Genomic DNA, 419 nt, shown 5'->3' with positions numbered 1-419 from the left:
GTATCCTCCCGAGCAAGTACACCTTGTGAGATGTAATTATTCTTATATAGTGTCTGTGATTAACGTTTTATAGTTATGAGGATATAGATCTGTAATATTCTTGTGGTTGATGGATAGGATATTTTCCAATACATATTTTAGCCATTGATATGGATTAACATCGTGCTTTTTGCAGTTAGCAAAAAACGTATAAGCCATGGCTGCTCTTTGTGCAGCATCATGAGAACCAGCAAAGAGATAGTTTTTACGACCTAGTGCAACTGGTCTAATTACGTTTTCAACAAGGTTGTTGTCTATCTGTAAGTTTCCATCATAAAGATACGCACTAAGATTATCCCATCTAGTTTGGGAATAAGCAAAAGCTTTACCTATTTGACTTTTAGGTAGGGTAAGTTTCATTTGAATAAACATATACTTAC

General features: G+C 34.6%; 1 protein-coding gene. It reads right to left on the bottom strand.

Features of this window, described 5'->3' with window-relative positions:
* Positions 1 to 42: 42 nt before the first annotated feature.
* A partial coding sequence (locus tag GOQ24_RS15975) for an IS66 family transposase (protein WP_160340147.1) occupies positions 43 to 419 on the bottom strand: 377 nt, incomplete at its 5' end.

The organism is Myroides sp. LoEW2-1, from assembly GCF_009767705.1.
Classification (GTDB): Bacteria; Bacteroidota; Bacteroidia; order Flavobacteriales; family Flavobacteriaceae; genus Flavobacterium; species Flavobacterium album_A.
Note: the sequence above shows the minus strand (reverse complement) of the source record. Positions and strands in the feature narration are given on the sequence as shown.